The organism is Plantactinospora sp. WMMB782, assembly GCF_049179135.1.
GTDB lineage: Bacteria > Actinomycetota > Actinomycetes > Mycobacteriales > Micromonosporaceae > Plantactinospora.
The window spans coordinates 3,990,012-4,009,525 of sequence record NZ_JBMHMC010000007.1; the positions used below are offsets into that span (position 1 = coordinate 3,990,012).

Sequence of the window (19,514 nt, forward strand, 5' to 3'; positions counted from 1 at the left end):
TGATGCTAGTCAAGCTGGGCGTCCCTGCTCCATTGCTCAACGAGCGCTTCGACCTCGTTCAAGAAGCTGTCGAGACCCGTGTCGTCAAGATCTTCTAGAAACTTCCAGAGGAGTAGCATCTCGTTCTCGATGATCGTCTGTTGGTCGAGCTTTTCGAGTGCGTCCGGCTTGCCGGTCTTGGCCGCGAGTATCAGCGTTTCGGCGGCCCTGGGGTCGAGATCGAAGCCGGTGTCCTGGATTTCTGCCCTGGCATCGGCAACGAAGCGGATCACCTCGGCGGTCGAGACGTTCGTGCCAAATGCGCGGTCGGCCGCGAGGAAGAAGGCGGCGCCGACCACCTCCCCGAACCCCTCCCAGCCTTCGGCGTCAAGGTGCGCACAGTGCCGGCGGTAGCTGTCTCCGTCACCCTTCGAGATCAGGCGGATCAGTTCGAGGTGCGCGCGTCGCTCTGTCATGGTTGTCCTTTCGTTTCTGCCTGAACTTGTCAACGAGATGCAGTGCGCCCGCTATCAGAACGGCGCTTGTCACCACCAGTGCCTGCGCCGTCTCGCCATGGGTCGGGGGTGGAGTCGCGGCGGGCGGAGGTTCCTGCTGCTGAATCTGCGCCTTGGCGCCCTTCGGGCGGGCCGCGTCGATGAAGTCGGCAAACTTCTTGGCGTAGTCGCCCACCTGTTCGGCGTTGTGCGTCGTCGCTCTCGACGCCTTGCGGAAGATGGAGGCGCGTTTGGCTGCATCCTGAACGATTTCCTCACCGGACGGTGCGGAATTCGTAGCTTGGCCTCGTGGTGGCACGGCACCAGGTGCGATGATGTTGATGTAGGCCGCGAAGTGATCGGCGCCGTCGGCCAACAAGCGAGCGATCTTGCCGGCCTTCGCGCCGGCCGTCTCGGCTTCGGAGATCGTCAGGCGAATCTTCGGGTGGTCACTTCCTCGTCCCGCGTCGGTGAAGGACGAGTGTCCGCTCGTCAGGTCCTGCTGGGCCCGGATCGCCGCCATCGCGGTCCGGTCCAGTTGCTCGATCACCTCGCGGAGTTGTGCGACGACGTCGCCAACGCTGCTCATCCCAGGGCTTTCAGGAACTCGTGGGCTGCCTCGGTCGTCGCTTCGATGCGACGGTTCGTTAGTTCCACCTCGCGGGCCGCCTCCCGTAGGCAGGTCATCGCCTCGTCGATCTCGGGATGGCTGCTGTCGTACACCGCGTAGCCGGCCCGACTGGTGGCGTCCGCTGTTTCGGCCGCGACCGCCTCGATCGTGCGCCGTCCCGTGTCGACGGCCCGGAGGCCCTGACGAACTGTGGCTTTCACATCTCCGACGTTCATTGCACCTCATCCGGTGTTGGCGTCTCGGATCCCTGAAGTCCCGACTGTCCAGCCGCTGGCGGCGAGTTCGGCCCTGACCTGCTCGATGCTGGCCGTGTCACTTCGCGAGTGCCAGTGCCCTACGGCTGTGGGACGTGCGCCAGCAAGGACGGACATCGCTGGTGTGTCACTCCTGGGTGGCGGGTCGAACACTATCCGAGAGCATCCGAGGCCGCAGCCCTGTCGACCGCTCGCTACGCGAGTCGCGGCTACCGCCTACTCCGACTCGGTCACGAAGACACCCTTGCCCTGGTGGCCGTAGACGAGACCTTCGGACTTCAGGATGACGATCGCCATGTGGACGGCATTGTTGCCGACCCCGTAATCGGCCTGGAGCTGCCGGATCGAGGGTAGGCGATCGCCCGGACCGAGCGCTCCAGACTTGATCTGTTCGCGTAGGTCGTCGGCGACACGCTGGTAGTTCGGCGTGACCATGTGTGCGTATCTCCCTAGGTAGCAGGTCGATTCGATCACGCACGGTCGACAGGTTCAACTACCTGTACTTCTCGCGCATACCGCGATATGTTCTGTCTGGGTGATCCCTAGGTAGCACTTTGTGATCACTTACTGCTCGGGACGGCCAGCTCGCGCGGGTTGTCCGTCCCGGGCTCGGGCCGGGACCACCCGGTCCAGCTACTGCCATGGTCGAGAGAGGTCGGTGAGGTCGTGCGCGTTCCGTCTCAGTGGATGTCGCAGCGGGAGGGGGAGTCGCTACGGCGGCTCAGGCCGGGGCGCCGGTCGGCTTCGGCACGGCTACTGGCGGGGTTCTGATGGCCGGGGTGCCGGTGGTGTCGTGCCGGTCGTGTGACGGGCTCGCGTTCACGCTCGACCGCTGCCACTGCACCTACGGCGGTGACCGCCTGCTGGTCACGGAGCAGGACCGGCCGGCGGCGGCGGAGGCGTACCGGGACTGTCGGGAGTGTCAGGGGGTCGGCACGGTCGGCCGCCCGTGCCACGACTGCCAGCAGACCGGTCGGCGGCGGGCGCAACTCGTGCTGACGATGACGAACCTGGACAGCGGAGCGGTGGCGTCGGCGAACGTCGTACCCGGAGTCGTGGACCCGACGCCCTGGCCGGGTGACGGCGGCGGAAGTTGGCATCTGCCGCTCGGCCCGCTGCTGCGGGAGCTGGCCGGCCTGGTCGGTGTCGGCTCGTGGACCGACGTCCGGCAGCCCGCCGAACCGGACGGGCCGCTCGTCCTGCTGCCGCGCGCCTGGCGGCCGGACCAACCCGGGCCGGTGCGGCAAGTGCTTGAGGCGGAGGCCATCGCCGGGGAGAGCAACGACGCGTGGCGGCTCTACCTCGGTCGTACCACCGTCGTTCCGGAACGGGAGGCGGCGGCCGAACTGCGCCGGTGGTGCCGGTTGGCCGACCTGCTCTGCCTCGACCTGGTGGTCGAGGCCCGCCGGCTGGCCGCCACGCCTGCGCTGACCTGGGCGGTCCGGTTCGAGGTGCCGGGTGGGCCGGTCCCGACCGAAACCTACGGGTACGCCGACGACCTGGCCGGCGCGATCACCGCCACGACAGATCTCGACGCCCTCTACGGGCTGGAGGCGCGCGGCCTGACCACCCCCGCCCACCAGTTGACCGGCACAGCACCCTCGGCCGGGCCGTCGACGATCGACCTGGACCAGCTCGAACGGCGGATCCTCGCCGACTGTGTCGATCTGCGCACCGGCGACCCGACCTGCGGGGCGCAGGCGGTCTGGCGCGACGGACGCTGGTGGCACACCAGCCTGCGCGCCGACGGCAGCACCGAAACCCTCACCGAACGGTCCACGGGGCAGATCGTCAGCCGCCGCTCGCCGGTACTGCGGCGCGGATGGCAGCCGCCGGCACCATCCTGGCAGGGTCCACCCGTCCGGTACGTCGACTGCCCCGACTGCGATCCGCACAGCCGGTTGCGCCGCTGCGGCTGCCGGCTCGGCACCGACCGCGCCGACCCGGAGTGTCCGCACTGCGCCGGCTCCGGCCGCAGCCCGTCAGTGCTGCGCTGCCACACCTGTCTCGACAGCCGCCGGCTGCACGGCGCGGTGACGGTCACCATCACCGACCTGGCCGGCCGGGTCGCGCACCTGCACTGGCGGGCCGGTCCGTCCGGCTGGCAGACCGGCGAGCAGACCTGGCGGGCCGACCTCACCGCCCAACCCGACGGCCTCGCCCGACCCGACGGCCTCGCCCGGCCCGACGACCTTGCCGGAGATGTCGCCGAGCCGGCCCGGCCGGCGGGGGAGGAACACTGGCGAGCCGGGCAGCACGTTCCGGCGTCGCACGTCGCGACCCACCCCGGCGGCAAACCGCTGCACCAGCTTCCCGAACAGTTCCGGCTCGCCGGCTGGGCCGACCACTTCGGCGTACGCCCGGAGGACCTGGTCGAACTCGACGGCGGCGGCACCCTCGACCACTGTCTCCGGGACGGCACCGTCACCCTGCACCAGCCGGACGCCGACCCGCTCACCGAGTATCTGAGCTGGGCCGCCCGGGGCCGCCCCGCAGCCAGACTGTTCGTGCTCGCCCGTCGGCCCGAGGCGCCGCCCCTGGCCGACCTGCTCCGGCTCCTCCTCGGGCTACGGCTGACGGTCACGATCACCCTCACCGACCACAGCCGGAATGCCGGCGACCTGCTCCTCGTCCAGGGCGAGAGCTGGGACGTCACAGTCGACCGTCCAGGCGTCCCGCCCGCCCCGGCCGATCCGCCCACCCAGCCCACCCCGGAGGCCGCGACCGCGTACTGCCTCGACTATCTCGAACTCGCCATCGCCGGAAACGTCCCTGCCGATCCGACCGCACCGATCCCGGTACCGCAGAACCCGACCCCGAGCACCGTCGACGATCCCGTACCCCTGTTGCGCCGGCTCGCCCGCCACCATCCCGGGCAACCCGTCGCCGTGCACTACGACGACGGCACCTGCCGGGTGTCGGTCCGCGAGCACCACGACGTACGCCAACTCGCCGTCGCGGCCACCCTGCCCGCCGCCATCGGCGCCCTCGGCCTCTGACGAGCCGCGCTCGGACTCGGGCTCGGCGCACGCGTGCTCACCAGCGTTCCCCGATCGGGTTGGGGAAGGGCAGGTAGTCGGCGTGCCGGTCGGCGGCCCGCTGCCAGCGCACCAGCAGGTTGGCCTTGACCGGCAGCGGTACGCCGGCCAGCAGCGCCCGCAGCCGGGGCGGCTCGCCGAGCCGGGCGGAGGTCTCGGCCACCACCTCGCGCAGCACCGCCCAGAGTCGCGCCTCGATCCCCGGTCGCGCGTCGGCGAGCGCCCCGGCCAGCTCGACCAGATGGTTGACGAAGAGGCAGTAGCTGACCCGGTTGAACGCCTGCTCCGGGTCGTACCCGATCGGGGCCGGCAGCCGGGCGAGCCAGTCGGCCCGGCGCTCGGTGTCCAGCTTGACCCCCTCCAGGTCGCGCAGCAGCATCCGCACCGGCCACCGCTCGGCGTCCAGCACCACCACCACGTTCTGCAGGTGTGCCTCGTGCGCCACCCCGTGCCGCCCCCAGAGTTCCAGTACGGCCGGGACGAGCAGCCGGACGTACGCCGCCCACCAGCCGACCGGGTCGGCCACCGGCAGCGGCGCGGCGGCCAGGGCGGCGGCGAGCAGCGGCGTCTCGCCGTCGGCCAGGTGCGGGCGCAGCCCGCCGCGCAGGATCACCCCGTACGTCTCGTCCAGCACCGGCAGCTCCACCGTCCGGTACGCCGGCTCGGGCAGCAGCGCCACCCCGGGCGGCAGCGGCAGCCCGGCGAGCAGCCGGGTCAGCGCCACCGCCCCGGTCAGCTCGTAACGGGCGTTCTTTCGCACGCAGTTGGTGATCCGGACGTGCAGGCTGGTCTTGACGAAGAGGTCGGCGCGCGGGGCGTAGAGGGTACGCACGCTGGCGGTCGGCCGGAGTATCGCACCGGCCGTACCGAGGTCGACGAGTCGGGGGTCGAGCGGGCGGGCGAGCGCGTACTGCCAGGGGTGCACCGGCAGTACGGCGTACCCGACCGGTGCCTCCGGCGGGTCGAGTACCCCGATCAGCTCGTCGAACGGTCCCGCCGAGCCGAGCAGTTCCTCCGGTACGCCGATCCAGCGCAGCCGCAGGCTGGTCCGCAGCTCCGGGGCGTACGCGTTCCACGCCTCGACGTCGCCGCTGCGCCACTTCGGCGTCGGGTGCCGGGGGTGGCCGTGCACCAGCGACTGCTCGGAGTCCACATAAGAGTCGATCGCCGGGTCGCCGGTCGGGTCCGGATCGGCCGCCGGGCGCAGCCGGAGTACCCGGTCCAGCGCGTCCCGGCTCGCCACCACCTGCTCGGCGAACTCGTCGTTGCGTACCCCCGTGCGCAGGGTCAGCTCGTCGGCGACCAGCGCGGCGAGTTCGGCCGCGTCCACCGGTGCCCAGGTGCCGGCGGAGAGCCGCTGCACCGGCCCCTGGTAGCGGTGCGCGCCCACCTCGGAGACCCGGGCCACCGCACAGCGCAGCAGTACGGCGCTGCGCGGCAGCCGTACCACGGCGTGCCCGTCGGCGAGCGTGGTCTGCCGTTCCGGCCCGGCGACCTCCCGGGCGACGCAGCCGAGCAGCGTGTGCGTACTCGCGACGTCGGCGGTGGGCCGGGACACGGCGGCGGTCATCGGCTGCTCCTCGCTGCTGCGGTGCCTGCTTCCCGGCGCCCGGTTCGCCACCCCGGTCACCGGTCGGACCGCAGGTAGTTCGGGCCGGTGCGCCGGTAGTACTTGTTGATGTCGGCACAGCCGGTGCGCTGCTTCGGCAGCAGCGTGCCGGCGGTGAGCATCGCCTTGACCGGCAACCGGTCGGCGGTCAGGACGCGTTCGGTGAGCTGCCGTCCGGCGGCGGCCACGTCCCAGCCGGCCGGGGCGTCTCGTTCCGCTCCGGCCGGGGTGCCGGCCCAGCGGTCCCGGGCGGCGGTCAGCCGGGTCCGCAGCGCGGTGCCGGGGTCCGGCACCGGCACGCCCCGCTCGGCGAGGGCGCGCAGCGGTGCGGCGGCGGCCAGGTGCAGGGTGATCGTGGTGAACACGTCGGCCAGCTCGCCGGGATCGGTGACCCACATCCGGTCGTCCCGCAGCGCCGGGCCCGGCCGCCGGACCAACCGGGCACCGTCGTTGTCCTTGTAGAGCAGCCGGACCCCGGCGCCGGGCTGACCGCCGCCGGTCGGCCGGTCGAGGACGAGGTGGATGTTCTGCTGGTGTGCCTCCAGCGCGACGCCGTGCCGAAGCCAGAGATAGCCGTGCCAGTCGACGAGCAGGTCCAGATAGGACTCCAGCAGCGGGCGGGGGTCCGGGCCGCCGACCCGCTGCGCGACCGTACCGCCGGCCGGGTCCTCGGCGGCGAGCGCGGCGACCGGGACGACGACCCGCCCGGCCAGCTCGGCCGGGAAACGGCGGACCAGGAAGGATCGGACGGGATCACCGGCATGGCCGTAGCAGCTCTCGTCCGCGTGCAGGATCCGGCCGGTGAACGCCGGCTCGGCGGCGGCGATCCGGGCCAGCAGCCGGTGCAGTTCCGCGCCGTCGACCAGGGTGCCGGGCGCGATGGTACGGGTGTTGCGGGCCCCGAGCGTCGCCGTGGCCAGCGGCAACTTCAGATGCGTGTACGGGTCGTCGACCAGCGCCACCGTCCGGGTCGACAGGGTCGGCCGGACGAGCACCTCGGGCGCGTCGGGCGCGGTCGGCGGCTTGCCGGTGGCGATGCGGTCGGCGCGGAGCACCGGCAGGTCGAGCCGCTGGGCGGTCAGCGGGTGCACCGGCAGCAGCACGGTTTCCGGCCGTCCGGACGCCGGCCACCAGGGCGGCAGCGTGCCGGCCAGGGTCAGTTCGGCACGCGGCACCGGCAGCCAGCACAGTGCGAAGCGCGGGGCGTGCTCCGGGGCGTACCCGAGCAGGTCGGCATGGTCCAGCCCGATCCGGGCCCGGCTGGTCGGATAGACCGGGTGATCGGTCCGGGCGGCCAGTACGTCGTCAAGCAGCGCACCGGCCATCCCGTCCGGCGTACCGGCGCGGGCGGCGAGGAGTCCGGCGTACACCCTGTTCCGGGTCCGGTCGGCGAGTCGACGGGCCCCGAGATCGTCCCGGCACTCGGCGCGGAACACCCGCCACCCCTGCTCGGCCTCCGGATCGCCCACCGGCGCGAGTACGTCCAGCAGCCCGTCCAGGTCCCGCACCACGCGCACCGGAACATCGGAGCCGGCGCTGCCACCAGGTGCCGCCGACGGCTCCGGAACGCGTTCCCGTTCCCGCTCCCGCTCCGGTTCCGAGTCGGGGTCGGGTAGTACCAGCAGTTCCGCTGCCGCGGTGCGCAGCTCGTGCTGGAAGCCGTCGGGGCGGACCGGCAGTGCCAACCGGGCACCCGGGATCCGGGTCAGCCACCACCGACCCCCGGCCCGCCCGCTGCTGGCCAGGCCGAGGTGGTCCTCGCGGAGCAGCGCGTCCAGTACCCGCTGGAAGAGCTGCCGCTCGGCGGCGTCGGCGGCGGTTCCGCGCACCATGTCGTGGGTGGTCCGGTGCTGTCGTGCGCGCGAGCCGCCGCCGGCCGGGCTCGTCGGCTCCGCCGGGCGTCGCGTCGTCATCCCTCGATCCTCCAGCGGTGGGCCGCCCGGAAGCGAGCCAGCGCGGCGCGCACCGTCGCCGGGTCGGGTCCGATCCCGTGCAGCGCCGCCAGGTAGTCCCGGTTGGTGCCGGTTAGCGGTGCGGTCGTCCCGACGGTCCGGAGTGGACGGATGCCGAGCGTGACCCCGGCCGGTCCGGTCGCATCCACCGGTCCCGGCGCGGCGGCAAGCGTCCCGGAGCGGTCGGCACATACCCACTCGACCCGGGCGTGCCGGGCCAGGTGCACCGGGTCGGGCAGCGGCGGCAGCGGATCTCCGGCGTGGATCCGGATGACGTGCGCGAAGAGCGGCAGCTCGAGCAGGTCGGCCATCACCAGGTCGACCCGGTCGCCGACCAGCCGGTAGTTGACCTCGACGAGCCGGGCCCGGCCGTCGTCGGTGACAACGAACTCGGTGTGGCAGGCGCCGAAGCCGACCCCGAGCGCGTCGAGTTGGGCGAGCACCTGGCCGAGTACCGGCGCCGGCAACTCGGGGGCCCAGTCCAGAGCCTCCTCGGTGAAGGTCGGCGGCGGCCCGAGGCTGGTCCGCCAGCCGCCCAGCACCGCCCTGCCGCTTGCGTCGCCCAGCGTCTCCAGGGTGTGCAGCTCGCCGGCCAGGTACTCCTCGACCAGCAGATCCTGGCCGGGGCGCCGGGTGCGGATCTCGGCGACCCGGCGTCGCAGCTCGGCCATGTCTTCGATCAGGTAGACGTCCTCGCTGGCCACGCCCTCCCGGGGCTTCACCACCGCCGGGAAGGGGACGTTCCCGGCCCGCTCCGCCGGGTCGTCCGGATGCAGCGCCACCACCGCCACCCGGTCCAGTCCGGCGTCGGCGACGGTACGCCGGGTAAGTCCCTTGTCCTTGCCGCGCAGGGTGGCCCGCCAGTCCTTGCCGGGCAGTCCCAGGTATTCGGCGGCGAGCGCTGTCGCGGTCTGTAGGTGGTCGCTGTTGGACAGCAGCGCGACCGGCGGCTCGCCCTGCTGCACCGCGTCAAGTACGCCGCGCACGTCGCGGACGTCCGCGCCCCGGATCTCCACCCCGGACCGTCGCACCGGCTCCACCCGCCACGCGGCGGGCTGGTCGGTCAACACGGTCACCGGCAGTCCGAGTCGGACGGCCGCCGGCAGGAACCCGTCGAGTACCGAGTCGGTCGGGTTGAGCGCCGTCAGGTAGAGCCGCACGGACGAGTCTCCTCCGGCGGTGCCACCCGGCGTCCCTCTTTCCACTAAGGTAAGGCTTACCTAGCGGAAGATTAGCCTTGCCCAGCGCGGAATGGAAATCTGCCCACCGATCACGGACCGCGTGTCGGCGTCCGGCGCGTCACCGAGCCGGCGTCCCGGAGAGCACCGGGTCGCGCCGGCCCGGCTGGCGGCGGGCACGAGCGGCGGGGCAGCGGCAGACGAACGGACCCGGGTGGTGGGTGCCAGGGTCGAGGCACCCACCACCCGGGCCCGCCGGATGGAACGGAAGTCAGCCCCGGAACGCGTCCCGGGTGTCGCGGGCGGCGTCGCCCACGTGGTCACCGGCCTGCTTGACGTTGGCCTCGGTCTGCTGGGTCGCGCCCTCGGCCTGAAGCCGCTCGTTGTCGGTCGCGTCGCCGACCTTCTCCTTGGCCGCGCCGGTCACTTCCTCGACCTTGTGCCGGATCTTGTCTCCGATGCCCATGGTGTCCTCCACTAATGGCCGTGGTGCATACGCTCCGTTGCCCTGTTAGTGCCCCGACCCGCCAGCACCGAAACCGGAGCAGGCCCGCCGCTCGACCAGCTCGCCGCCCGACCATTCGGCCGCTTCACCAGTCGGCCGCATCACCAGTCGGCCGCTTCACCATTCGGTCGAGCGCCGCTGGTCATGCCTGGCAGGCGCGGTTGTCGATCGTGCACGCGGTCGGCTCGCCGTCGATCAGGGCGCCGTCGACCCGGAACCGCACCTGCACCGAGCCGCGCGCCGGCACCCGACTGGTCGCCCCGGTCGGCACGAAGGTCCAGGTGGCACCGTCCCGGCTGGCCTCGGCGCCCTCCACCGCCGCGACCGACTGGGTCGTCCGGGGCAGGGTGATGACCAGCCGCCACCCGCTGGCCGTACCCGGGCCGGGATTGGTGATGGTCACCGAAGCGGTGTAGTTGAGCAGCGTGACGTCCTCGGTCGCGTACCGGGCGGCCAGGGTCGGCGGCGGGGCGGGGGACGGGGAGGCGGGCCGCTGCGGCCGGCTCCGAGACCCGTTGCCCGGTGGTGCGGGTGACCCGGCCGGTGGCGAGGAGGCGGGTGGGGTCGCGCTGCCGGTCGCGTCGCCCGCCCCGTCCCCGGGGTCCACCTCGATTTCGGCGGAGGGCGGCGGCGCCACACCAAGCGGCGCGAACTGGTCCGGCGTCCGGAGCAGTGCGAAGACGAGGAATCCGGTGCCGACGACCACGACAAGTGCCGCAGCCCCGATCGCGCTCGCCACCGCCCGGTCGGCACGGCGGGCCGGCAGCATCCGGGCCAGCCGGCGGACCGGGGCCCGCACCGCCGCGGCACCGGCGAGCAGCGCGTCGAGGATGGCGACCGGCAGGGTACGCGCCGGACGTTGTCGATCATTGCGCACGTGACTTCCCTTTCGCTGCACGGGTGGCGACGCCGTGCCGCCCCCGCCCGTCAGGCCCGGGCCGGGCGGGTCAGAGCGCCCGCAACCCGGCGAGCACAGCCTCCAGCAGGTCCTCCGAAGGTACGTTCAGCACCGACGGCTCGTGGGTGTCGATCAGGCCCGCGTCCAGCAGGTCGCCGAGCAGCACCCGTACGGTGCCGACCGGCAGGTCCAGCGCGGCCGCGACCTCGGCCACCGAGAGCGGCTGGCGGCACAGCACGAGGATCTCGGACTGCTCGGGCGTCAGGTCGGAACGCTGCGGCACCGGCCAGCGGGCCACCACCAGAGAGATCAGATCGAACTGTCCCCGGATCGGCTGCGTCCTGCCCCGCGTCATCGCGTACGGGCGGACCACCGGTCCGGCGTCCTGGTCGTACCAGGCGTCCTCGTGCCGACCTCCTGCACCGGTGCGCACCGCGTGTCACCCCCCGGTCAGGTCATCGGCCGGTACCGGAAAGGTGGGCAGGTGCGTGTCCGCCCGGCCGGCCGCCAACGCCACCTCGTACGCCATCGAGTCGACGTCGGCGTCCCCGGCGAACCGTACGGCGAGGATGGCACCGCCCCGGGTCGCGGCGACGAACAGGAACGCCTTCTGCATCTGCACGATGACCTGGCGCACCGCGCCGTCGCCCGAGTAGCGGGCCGCGGCCTGGGCCAGCGCCTGCAACCCGGCGACCACACTGGAGAGCTGCTCGGCGAGCTCGCCGCCGACCCCCCGGGAGACCCCGAGCAGCAGCCCGTCCGGGGAGAGCGCGACGGCGTGTTCGGCCGCCGAGACCCGGTCCACGAACTCGTCGAGTATCCGGACCAGGTTATCCGTCGTGACCACTGCGTGAGTCACCTGTCGTCCTTCCGCTGCTCTCGGTTTGGCCGTCGCCGGGTGCCGGGAGCGCTACCGGCAGCTCCATCGTCGCCGACCAGTCGGTTGCGGCACGCCGGACGGGCGCGCCGTTCTGCGCGGAGCCGGCGGTCCGGCTCGGAATGCCGACCGGATTCCCCGGGTCCGGACGGCGGACCCGGACCGGGAGCGCCGGTGCGGCCCCGGGTCGGGAGGCACCGGCCGGCGGTCCGACGGCGGTGTCGGTCGGTCGCCCCGGTGCGACGGTGGTGTCCGGGGCGGGAGCCGGTTCGGGTTCGGATGTCTCGACCAGCAGAGTAGCCGGCACCAGCACGATCGCTGCGGTTCCGCCCCGGGGGCCGGCCGTCAGTTCGACGGTGACGCCGTGCCGGCGGGCGAGCCGGCCGACCACGTACATCCCGACCGCGCCGTTGAGCGGGCCGGTGTTCGGGGTGTCCCGGAGCAGCTCGTTGACGGCGTCCAGCTCGGCCGGACTCCGTCCCACGCCGTCGTCGCTGACGATGATCGCCCGGCCGTCGGCGCGTGCCTCGCTGGCGATCCGGACGGTGGTGGTCGGGGCCGAGCCGTGCAGCGCGGCCTCGACGATCTCGGCGAGCAGGTGGATCAGGTCCGGCAGCGCCCGCCCGGCGACCGCCCCGGACCAGTGCGGAGCCACAAGTACCCGGGGATAGTCGGACACCTCGGCCACCGCACCGCGTACGACGTCGACAAGCGGGACCGGCTGCCGCCAGCGCCGGCCGGGCGTACCGCCGGAGAGGCTGATCATCTGCTCAACGTTGCGTCGGACCCGGGTGGCGAGATGGTCGAGCCGGAACAGCTCGGCCAGTTCCTCGGTGTCGGTTTCCCGGCGCTCCATCGCGTCGAGCAGGCCGATCTGCCGGTGCAGCAGGCTCTGGTTCTCCCGGGTCAACCAGGCGTTGACCTCCCGGGCCCGCTGGTGGGCGGCGAGCCGGGCGGCGATCTGCGCGGCCCGTTCGGTGACCCGGTCGGCCTCCGCCTGCCGCTGCCCGGTCTGCACCACCAGCTGCTCCCGCTGGGTGGTGAGCCGCTTGCGCTGGGCGGTCAGCTCGGCCGCCCGGTCGGTCAGCCTGGCTGCCCGGTCGGTCAGCTCGGCCGCCCGGTTCCGCTGGGCGGTCAGCTCCGCCGTCAGGCCGTCCCGGGCGTCGGCCAGGGTGGCGTTCTCAGTGCCCAACTCGTCGAGCCGGGCGACGACCCGTCGGGTGCCGCGCAGGGCGAGTACGAAGGCGGCCACCAGCAGCACCAGCCCCAGACCGCCGACCAGCCCGGCCCGGACAACCACTCCGGCCGCACCCCGGGAGGCCCGGTCGACACTGTCGCGTACCCCGGTGCTGACCAGAGCGCGCAGCTCGGACAGGGCCGGTTCGGTCGTCGCCTGCCATCCGGCGGGCTGCACCGGCGGGCTCCCGCCGTCCCAGTCGGCTGTCAGCAGCTCCGTCTCGACGGCGTGCAGGGTGGCGAAGACCGGACCGCTGACCAGCCGGTCGTAGCCGACCCGCTCCGACTCCGGAAGTCCGGCCGCCGCCTCGGCCCGGACGAACCGGGCCACCGCCACCAGATCGACCAGCCGGGCGTGTTCCGCCCCGGTCAACCTGGGCGAGGCGAGCGCACCGGCCACCAGGGCGTCCTCCCGGGAGAGCAGCTCGGCGGCCCGGTAGAGCGCGAGCAGGGTACGCGTCTCCTCGATCAGCTCGCTGCGCCGGCTCGCCCACTGCGAGCCGTACACGGCGAAGCCGGCATCGATGATGTCTCCGTAGGACGCGGCGGCGGCGGCCCGCTCGACCCGGCCGCCGTCGACGTCCGCCCGGAGCGGCCCGAGTTCGTCCAGCCGCCGGACCAGTTCCGCCGCCCGGTCCCGGACCGCGCCGACGGTGGCCAGCCGCAGGTCCGTCCGTCCGGTGAACCGACGCAGCGCCTCGACCGCCGTGTCGGTGCGGGCACGCTGTTCGAGCAGGGCGGCGCGGTGCCGGCCCGGTGCGGCCAACTCGACCATGCTGAGCCGGCGTTCCGCCTGGAGGTCGAGGATCAGCGCGTCGGTCGGTTGGCCGAGCTGGGTACCGAGGGTACGGACCGCGAGCAGGTCCATCGCGTCCCGTGCGGTCAGGTAGCTGGCGTACGCCCAGAGCACGGTCAGCACGACCAGCAGCGCGGCAACCTTGGCCACGATCCTGCCGGGTGCCTTCGAGGCGACTCCCAGCCTCTCCGGCGCCCCGGTCCCGCCGGTTGCCCCGGTCCCGCCCGTTGCATCTTTCCCGCCGGTTGCATCTTTCCCGGCGACTGGACCGGCCGCACCGGCCGCACCGGCCGCACCGGCCGCACCGGCCGAGCCGGTCCCGGCCGCTTCCGGCCGCGCCTCAGCCTTCACCGCCCCGGACCTCACCTGCTCAGCCGCCCCGGCCCGGGTACGCCCCGCCGGCCCGGCCCCGGCACGCCCCGCCGGCCCGGTAGCCGGTACCGGCCCGGGACCAGGTCCGGGGCGCGCGGAAGGTCCGGGACCAGATCCGGTCCGTGCGGTCGGCCCCTGAGCGGATCCGGTGCGTGTTGTCGGTCCGGGGTCAGCGTCGGTCCGTGTCGTCGGCCCGTGACCGGATCCGGGCCGTGCTGACGGTCCGGGGCCGGAGCCGGTCCGTGTCGTCGGCCCCTGACCGGATGTCGTCGGCCCGTGACCGGATCCGGTGCGTGCTGTCGGTCCGGGGTCAGCGCCGGGCCTGGCATGCACCGAGCCGGAGCCGCTGCGGTCGGTCGGCCGGGCGGCCGGGCCTTCGCCCCGTGTCGGTCCGGAGTCGGGGCCGTCGCGTCCTGCCGGACCGGTCCCGGCGTCACCACGCTGCGCCGGTCCGGGCCGAGGCCCGCCGCGTTCCGGTCCCAGGGCACCGGGTCCGGCCGGCCCCACGCCCGGACCGGACCTGCCACCGCCGGGCACCTGGCGCTCCGGCAGCGGTGGCCGGTTCGCCAGGTGCTCGGGTGGCCGTGGCCGATTCGCCGGCTGCTCAGCTGGCCGAGCCCGGTCTACTGGTTGCGCGGCCCCCCGCAGGCGTTGCGCCGGTTGCTCCGCCGGCCGTGCCCGGTCCGTCGGTTGCTCCGCCGGACGTGCCCGATCGGCCGGCCCCTGCGCCGGCCGTGCCCGGTGCGTCGGTTGCTCCGCCGGACGTGCCCGATCGGCCGGCCCCTGGGCGGGGCGTGCCCGGTGCGTCGGTTGCTCCGCCGGACGTGCCCGATCGGCCGGCCCCTGGGCGGGGCGTGCCCGGTGCGTCGGTTGCTCCGCCGGACGTGCCCGATCGGCCGGCCCCTGGGCGGGGCGTGCCCGGTGCGTCGGTTGCTCCGCCGGACCTGGCCGGTTCGCCGGTTGTCCCGCCGGCCGTGGCCGCTCGGCGGGCTGTTGGCCGGGCCGTACACGGTCGTCCGCCCGCTCGGCCGGTCGGACCCGGTCGCTCCGCTGTTCCGCGGGTCGTGGTCGGTCGGTGGCGCGTTCGACCGGTCGTGGTCGGTCGGCAGGTTGTCCTGCGGCTCGTGCCGGGTCGCTTCGCTGTTCCCCGGGTCGTGTCTGGTCGCCCGGCTGGTCCGTCGGGACCGCCGGGTCGACGGGACCGTCGACGGGTGCGGCGTCCGCCGGGGTACGCACGGGTCCTCCTCGCCAGAGTCCGGCACCCAGCGCCGCTATCCGGCGCCCCGCCCCCTTCACCGTGCCGTCCGCTGCGGCCAGGCGGAGCCGGCCGGCCGGCCGGCGGACCGCTCCTCGACGATCGTCCGGAGCCGGGCCAGCAACTCACTGCGGTTGGCGCAGTTGAGCCGCTGCCGCATCCGGGCGACGTGGTGTTCGACGGTCTTGGCCGAGATGAACAACCGGTCACCGATCTGCTTGTACGTCAGGCCGCTGAGCACCAGCTCGGCCACCTCCCGCTCCCGCTCGCTGAGCCGGTCCTCGGTAGGCGCGGCGATCGCGTCGGCCACCGGGGTGCTGTCGGTACCCGCCGGCCGGGTGCCGCCCTTCGCACCGGCCGGCCGGCCCTGGAGCATCCGGGCGCAGTCCAGCAGGGTGGTCATCGCCTTCCGGTCGGAGGTACGGATCGCGGCCTGCCCGGCCAGCCGGGCACCGTCCCAGCACAGTCCGATGCCGTGCAGGCCCCGGGCGGCGGCTTCCACGCGTACCGGGTCGACGGTGCCGCGCAGCACCTCGACCCAGCTCTGTCCGGCGGCGGCCACCACGGAGGCGTACCGGGTGTGTCCGGTGGCGGCGGCGAGGGCGGCGACGTGTTCGTCCGCCACGGCCGGGCGGTCGGCCAGGATCGCGGCGTGCAGGCAGCTCCAGTGCAGTGGTGTCGTCCACAGTGCCGGGTCGCCGAGCCGGGCGAGCAGGTGCCGGGCCTCGCCGAGATAGGGGGCGAGCCGGTCGAGTTCGCCGAGCCGGGCGGCGGCGATCGCGAACTCGCCGAGCGGGAGCAGGGTGAACAGGTCCACCGGGTGGCGTACCACCGCCTCCCGGGCGCGTTCCCAGCCGCGTTGCAGGCCCGGCAGGTCGCTGTTGCGGCGGGCGATGCCGAGGTCGAGCGCCGCGGCGAAGACCAGGTCACGGGACTCCAGGGGTACCGGGCCGGTGGTGACCGCCGCCAGGTGCGCGGCGGCCTCGCCGGTCCGACCCCGGACCATCAGCAGCCAGGACTGGAGCAGCCGGTGCCGGCGGGCGGTCAGCGCCCCGCCGAGGCCGGCGGCGGTGGCCCGGTCCAGGGCCCGCTCGCCGATGTCGAGTTCACCGGAGTGCAGGGCCACCAGGGCGGCCAGCGCGGCCGGGGTCTCCGGCAGCAGCACCGACCGACCGGCCGGTTCGAGCAGCGCGGACGCCTGCACCAGGGTGGAGAGCGCGGCGGTCGGCGGGCCGGAGAGGGTTTCCTTCAGCCCCCGGGCCATCAGCAGCGCCGCGCTGGCCAGCATCGTCGGCGGACCGTCCGCCGGCGGGTCGGCGAGGATCCGGTCGAGCTGGTCGACCCGGCCGGCACCGGCCGCGCCGAGGGCCGCGAAGGCCACCGACGACGGGGTGCCGGACCAGCGGTACAGCTCGACCGCCCGGTCCGGGTGACCCCGGTGCACCAGCGCGGTGGCGGCGACGGCCGCCCCGTCCGCCCGGTCCGGCGAGTCCGGGGTGGCGATCAGGCGGTCGGCCAGGCGCAGTGCGGAGTCGAGGTCGGCGGAGAGTGCCGCCGCCATCGCCCGGCGGGCCGCCACCGGCCGGCCGGCCGCGCCGGCGACGGCGAAGAGCCGGGCCGCCAGTGCCGGGTCCTCGCCGAGCGCCTCGTCACCGGCGGCCTCGGCGACGCCGGCCGGGCAACTGGCGCCGAAGCCGCCGTCGAGCATCGACCGGACCAGCGGGAGTACCCGTCCGCCGCGCTGGAGTTGCAGCTCGGCGAGGCGTTGCCAGACGGCCGCCCGCTGGCTCGCCGGGCTGAGCGCGGCGATGGCCCGGCGGACGATCGGGGCGAGCCGGTCGTCCGGCCCGAGCAGCCCGGCGGCCCGTGCGGCGGCCAGCGGCTCGTCGAGTTCCTCCGGATGCCGGTTGAGCAGCGCCCCGAGCAGGTCGGTGGGGAGCGCCGGGCCGGCGGCCATCGCCAGCAGCAGCCGGCGTACCTCGATCTCCAGGCTCTCCAGCTCGGGCGCGAACTGGAGCAGTACCGACCGGGGTATCTCCAGGGTCGGCGCGGCGGGTGCCGGCCGGTCGGTGGCCGACCGGTCCGCGCGGCCGGGCCGGCGGTCGGCGGGGCGCAGCGCCCGGGCCAGCCACTCGACGAACCGGGGTACGCCACCGGTCTGCTCGTGTACCAGCCGGGCGACCCCGGGCGGCAGCGCAGACCCGTACGCGGTGCCGAGGTACGCCGCGGTGCGCTGCTCGGTGAACGGGCCGAGCACCACCGGCGGGCCGCCCCGGTGCAGTACCTCGGCCAGTTCGGTCAGCCCGGCCGGGCGGGGCCAGGGGCGGAACGCGACCGCCAGCCGGGTCCGGCCGCTCTCGGCGAGCCGGCGCAGCTCGGTCAGTGCGGCGGCGTCGAGCAGATGCGCGTCGTCGACGAGCACGACGCGGTCGGGGTCGGGGTCGGGGGGTTCCCGCCACGCGCCCGCCACCGGCACGCCGGCCTGCTGGTAGGCGCGGCGCAGCCGGGCGAGTACGGCCGTCTTGCCGTGCCCGCCGACCGCCTGTATCGCGGTGCGCAGCGGTGCCTGCGGGTCGGTGTCGACCCGGTCGAGGAAGGCGCTGGTCTGCTCGTCGAGCACGAGCGGGATCTCGGTGTCGGTGCGCGGCATGACTGCGGTCCTCACCAGCCCCACCCCGACGCGGCGACGGTGAGCGGATCCGATCCGCCGATCCCGCCGAGCAGCACGCCGAGCGCGACCAGCAGCGCCGCCAGGCCGACGACGGTGGTGTCCCGGCCGGAGGCGAAGCGGGACAGCTTTCGCATCGGCAACTCCAGTGGGGTGATCCGGATCGGCGGGCGGGGCGGCAGTTGGGACCGGTCCTCGTCGTACCGGCCGGGTTCGCGACCGTCGTCGTACCGGCCGGGTTCACGACCGTCGCCGGACCGGCCGCGCTGCCGGCGGGCCGGTGGTTCGCCGCGCCGGACACCGGGCCGGGGTGGGCGCATCACCGGCGGGCGGGGCGGTGGCCGGTTGCCGCGCTGCCGGTCCAGCAGTTGGCAGCCGGCGACGGCGGCACCGGCGGCGATGGTGAGCTGCGGGTCGGCCTCGACCTCGACCGGCACCGGGAAGCGGGCGGCGACCAGCTCCCGCACCAGCGGGATCCGGGCCGAGCCGCCGGCCAGCAGGACGCCGTCGAGCTGGTGCGGTGCCAGGCCGCAGGACCGGACGGTACGGACCAGTTCCTGCACGGTGAGCGTGACGGCGGGCCGGATCAGGTCCTCGAACTCGGCCCGGCGTACCGGCACCCGGGTCTGTCGGGCGGGAAGCCGGACCGGCACGTCGGCGCTGTCGGCGAGGGTCAGTTCGAGCTTGGCCCGGCGGCTCTCCCGGCGTAGCCCGAGCAGTGCCTGCCGGACCAGCGGGTCGGCCGGGTCGGCGAGTTCCCTGGCCAGACCGGAGCGGACGTGTTCGACGAGCGCCTCGTCGAAGTCCGCCCCGCCGAGCGGCTCGGCGCCGACGTGTCCGGTGCGCAGCTCGAAACCGAGCGGCTGGGCCCGGTCGACGACGGCGGTGGACCAGGTCTGCCCGCCGAGGGTGTGCACGGCGAGGGTACGCCCGGAGAAGCCGTGCGCGGCGTGGCTGGCGGCGGCGAGCACCGGTGCCGGCAGCAGGGACACGTCGCCGAGCCCGACGTCCCAGAGCGCCTCGCCGAGCAGGTGTCGCCGGTGGTCGCCCCAGCCCGCCGGATGGCTCAACACGATCCAGTCGGGATTTTCGCGCTCCTGCTCCATCACCCGCTCGACCACCCACATCGCGAGCATGGCGGTGAGCGCCTGTGCCGAACACGCCTCGCCGCCGAGCAGCAGCGGTACGCCGTCGCCGATCCGGCCGGCGAAGTCGCGGGCGACCCAGCCGCTGTCGACCGGACCGTCGTACTCGTCCGGGTCGGCGACGGTGATCGACCGGTTCGACGACATCAGCAGTACGGAGGGGACGGCGTGGCCGGCCGGGCCGAGCCGGACGGGCTCGGGCGGATCCCAGCTGTTGCCCCGGAGTCGCGCGACAGCGGCAGCCGTTGCGGTGCTGCCGATGTCGATTCCGAGGACGTAGGGCATCCGACCATTCCTCCACCGCGAGTCATTTCGCCGGGACGGCGCGTACATGTCGTGGCCTCAGCCGGGGCAACCCGGGGCGGCTGGGATCGTCCGGTGGGCCGTTAGGGGAGTCATCTTTTCGTACCAGAGATCTATCCGCCATCGGGACCCTAACTCCGACGGAACGCATCCCCTATGCCCCTAACGCAGATCTAAGGCGTGGCCCTAGGGAGCATGGCGGACGACCTCGGCGTCGTCCCCGATGTCCGCAGCGGAGGAGCGCGGCTAGCGTCGATGACGACATCCGGCGGCGGCGCAACGCAGCGCGTCGCCGCCGGAGGTCGGTAACAGGTAACAACCGCA

At 74.0% G+C, this 19,514-nt stretch carries 15 protein-coding genes; 1 reads left to right on the plus strand and 14 read right to left on the minus strand.

Features of this window, described 5'->3' with window-relative positions; genetic code table 11:
• Positions 1-5 precede the first annotated feature (5 nt).
• The 4 genes from ACN28A_RS20295 to ACN28A_RS20310 form a co-directional block, all read right to left on the minus strand.
• Entirely contained in the window at positions 6-455 is a 450-nt protein-coding gene (locus ACN28A_RS20295) for a hypothetical protein (protein WP_421397105.1), read from the minus strand.
• Entirely contained in the window at positions 403-1,062 is a 660-nt protein-coding gene (locus ACN28A_RS20300; RefSeq protein ID WP_421397107.1) for a hypothetical protein, read from the minus strand. Before ACN28A_RS20300 ends, ACN28A_RS20295 begins: the two co-directional genes overlap by 53 nt.
• The gene (locus ACN28A_RS20305) at positions 1,059-1,319 is read right to left on the minus strand and encodes a hypothetical protein (protein WP_421397109.1); all 261 of its coding nucleotides are present in this window, start codon (positions 1,317-1,319) and stop codon (positions 1,059-1,061) included. The genes ACN28A_RS20300 and ACN28A_RS20305 overlap by 4 nt, the downstream gene beginning before the upstream one ends.
• A 255-nt stretch (positions 1,320-1,574) precedes the next feature.
• Entirely contained in the window at positions 1,575-1,793 is a 219-nt protein-coding gene (locus ACN28A_RS20310; protein WP_421397110.1) for a winged helix-turn-helix domain-containing protein, read from the minus strand.
• A gap of 335 nt (positions 1,794-2,128) precedes the next feature.
• Here ACN28A_RS20310 and ACN28A_RS20315 point away from each other — a divergent pair, with 335 nt between their 5' ends.
• Positions 2,129-4,357 (plus strand): hypothetical protein, encoded by a 2,229-nt coding sequence (locus ACN28A_RS20315; protein ID WP_421397112.1) that lies wholly within the window; start codon positions 2,129-2,131, stop codon positions 4,355-4,357.
• A gap of 37 nt (positions 4,358-4,394) precedes the next feature.
• Here ACN28A_RS20315 and ACN28A_RS20320 read toward each other — a convergent pair whose 3' ends face one another.
• The 10 genes from ACN28A_RS20320 to ACN28A_RS20365 form a co-directional block, all read right to left on the minus strand.
• Entirely contained in the window at positions 4,395-5,966 is a 1,572-nt protein-coding gene (locus tag ACN28A_RS20320; protein ID WP_421397114.1) for an IucA/IucC family protein, read from the minus strand.
• A 56-nt stretch (positions 5,967-6,022) separates the two neighbouring features.
• Complete coding sequence (locus ACN28A_RS20325) at positions 6,023-7,918, minus strand: IucA/IucC family protein (protein WP_421397116.1); 1,896 nt, start codon at positions 7,916-7,918, stop codon at positions 6,023-6,025.
• The gene (locus ACN28A_RS20330) at positions 7,915-9,117 is read right to left on the minus strand and encodes an ATP-grasp domain-containing protein (protein ID WP_421397117.1); all 1,203 of its coding nucleotides are present in this window, start codon (positions 9,115-9,117) and stop codon (positions 7,915-7,917) included. The genes ACN28A_RS20325 and ACN28A_RS20330 overlap by 4 nt, the downstream gene beginning before the upstream one ends.
• Positions 9,118-9,406: 289 nt before the next feature.
• Positions 9,407-9,601: a CsbD family protein gene (locus tag ACN28A_RS20335; protein WP_278058831.1), complete on the minus strand. Its 195-nt coding sequence runs from the start codon at positions 9,599-9,601 to the stop codon at positions 9,407-9,409.
• Between the two features lie 181 nt (positions 9,602-9,782).
• Positions 9,783-10,517, minus strand: coding sequence for a cellulose binding domain-containing protein (locus ACN28A_RS20340; protein ID WP_421397119.1), 735 nt, complete (start codon positions 10,515-10,517; stop codon positions 9,783-9,785).
• A gap of 70 nt (positions 10,518-10,587) precedes the next feature.
• Entirely contained in the window at positions 10,588-10,971 is a 384-nt protein-coding gene (locus tag ACN28A_RS20345; protein WP_421397120.1) for a DUF742 domain-containing protein, read from the minus strand.
• A gap of 6 nt (positions 10,972-10,977) precedes the next feature.
• Complete coding sequence (locus ACN28A_RS20350) at positions 10,978-11,397, minus strand: roadblock/LC7 domain-containing protein (RefSeq protein ID WP_421397122.1); 420 nt, start codon at positions 11,395-11,397, stop codon at positions 10,978-10,980.
• Complete coding sequence (locus ACN28A_RS20355; protein WP_421397123.1) at positions 11,369-13,597, minus strand: nitrate- and nitrite sensing domain-containing protein; 2,229 nt, start codon at positions 13,595-13,597, stop codon at positions 11,369-11,371. The genes ACN28A_RS20350 and ACN28A_RS20355 overlap by 29 nt, the downstream gene beginning before the upstream one ends.
• Positions 13,598-15,111: 1,514 nt before the next feature.
• Positions 15,112-17,724 (minus strand): LuxR C-terminal-related transcriptional regulator, encoded by a 2,613-nt coding sequence (locus ACN28A_RS20360; RefSeq protein WP_421397125.1) that lies wholly within the window; start codon positions 17,722-17,724, stop codon positions 15,112-15,114.
• Positions 17,725-17,735: 11 nt separating this feature from the next.
• Positions 17,736-19,172 (minus strand): Hsp70 family protein, encoded by a 1,437-nt coding sequence (locus ACN28A_RS20365; protein WP_421397127.1) that lies wholly within the window; start codon positions 19,170-19,172, stop codon positions 17,736-17,738.
• Positions 19,173-19,514: the final 342 nt, after the last annotated feature.